At 73.7% G+C, this 1,857-nt stretch carries 2 protein-coding genes; both read left to right on the forward strand.

Features of this window, described 5'->3' with window-relative positions:
- The coding region (locus tag ACZ7KX_RS42650; RefSeq protein WP_470331336.1) for a phosphopantetheine-binding protein at window positions 1–450 on the forward strand (450 nt) is incomplete at its 5' end.
- A partial coding sequence (locus ACZ7KX_RS42655) for a condensation domain-containing protein (RefSeq protein ID WP_470331337.1) occupies window positions 447–1,857 on the forward strand: 1,411 nt, incomplete at its 3' end. The genes ACZ7KX_RS42650 and ACZ7KX_RS42655, both read left to right, overlap by 4 nt.

A 1,857-nucleotide genomic window follows, 5' to 3' on the forward strand; every position in this document is an offset into this window, starting at 1 on the left:
GTGGCGGAGCAGCTGCCCCCGTACATGGTGCCGGCGGCCTTCGTGGAACTCGACGCCTTCCCGCTGACCGCCAACGGCAAGCTCGACAAGCGCGCCCTGCCCGCCCCGGACGGGCGTGCCCTGGCCCTGGGCGGGGAGTTCGTCGCCCCCGACGGTCCGGTGGAGGAGCTCGTCGCGGCGGTGTGGGCGGACGTCCTGGGCATCGAGCGGGTCGGCGCCCACGACAACTTCTTCGACCTCGGCGGCAACTCGCTGCTGGCCCTGCGCCTGGTGTCCCAGGTGCAGGAAGCGATCGACATCGACCTTCCGGTACGGCAGGTGTTCGACCAGCCGACCGTGGCCCGGATGGCCGACCAGGTCGAGGCAAGGCTCAGGGCGGAGCTGTCGCAGACCGGCGACTCCGCAGTGAACGCGAACGGCACCATGGACGCCGAGGAGACGAAAGCATGAGCGCCGCAGACAGCCAGCGCCAGGACAGCCGGCGCCAGGACACCGCCGACGACGTCAGCACCGAGCAGCTGCGGGCCGAGCTGCTGCGCCGCCGGGCCGCCGGCCGCGCGGGCAGCAGCCGCACCGCCATCCCCCGGGCCGACCGGTCCGCCGCCCTGCCGCTCACCTTCGGCCAGCAGCAGCTCTGGTTCCTGCACCGGCTGGACCCGACCAGCCCGGAGTACCTCGTCCCGCTGCTGCGCCGGCTCCGCGGCCCGCTCGACCGCGGGGCCCTGGACCGGTCCTGGCAGGAGCTGCTGGACCGGCACGAGGTCCTGCGCACCCGGTACGGCCTGGCGGACGGCCGGCCCGTCCAGCTGATCGACCCGGCCGCGCCGCTCGACCTCCCGCTGACCGACCTCACCGGCCTGCCCGCCGACGAGCGCGAGGCGCGCGCCACCGAGCTGGCCGAGGCCGCCGTGGCGGAGCCCTTCGACCTGGCCGCGCAGTGGCCGGTGCGCGGCTCGCTGATCCGGCTCGCCGAAGACGACCACCTGCTGGTCGTGGTGTTCCACCACATCGCCTGCGACGCGTGGTCGACCCGGGTGTTCGAGGAGGAACTGGGCGCGCTGTACGGCGCGTTCACCGCCGGCCAGGCGTCGCCGCTGGCTCCGCTGCCGGTGCAGTACGCGGACTTCGCGGCCTGGCAGCGGGACCGGGTCACCGGGGACGAACTGGACCGGCTGCTCGGCTACTGGCGGGAGCGGCTGGCCGGGCTGGAGCCGCTGGAGCTGCCCGCCGACCGGCCCCGGCCGGCCGTGCGCGACTGGCGCGGCGCGGCCGTTCCGGTGGAGGTCCCCGCGGCGCTGGCCCAGCGGCTGGACGCCTACTCCAAGGAGCGGGGCGTCACCCTCTTCACCACGCTGCTGGCCGCCTTCGACGTGGCGCTCGCCCGGCACACCGGCCGGGAGGACATCGCGGTCGGCACCGTCGTCTCCGAGCGCAACCGCCCGGAGCTCGCCCGGATGATCGGGTACGGCGTCAACACCCTGGTGCTGCGCGAGCAGTGGACGGGCGAGCCGTCGTTCGCCGAGCTGCTGGACTCCGTGCGGACGACCGTGCTCGACGCCTTCGACCACCAGGAGGTGCCGTTCGCCCGGCTGGTGGACGAGCTGAGCCCCGAGCGCGACACCTCGCGCACCCCGCTGTTCCAGGTCGCCTTCACCCTGCACGAGTCCGTCGAGGGTCTGCTCAACCTGCCCGGGATCGACACCGAGGTCGTCGAACTGCCCTGGCGGACCGCGAAGTTCGATCTCGCGATGCAGATCGAGACCACCGTGGGTGGTGGTCTTCGGGGTCAGGTGGAGTTCGCTTCGGCGTTGTTCGACCGGGTGTCGGTGGAGGGTTTCGCGGGTCGGTTCGTGCGGT

The sequence above is a fragment of the Kitasatospora sp. NPDC038210 genome (assembly GCF_055600605.1).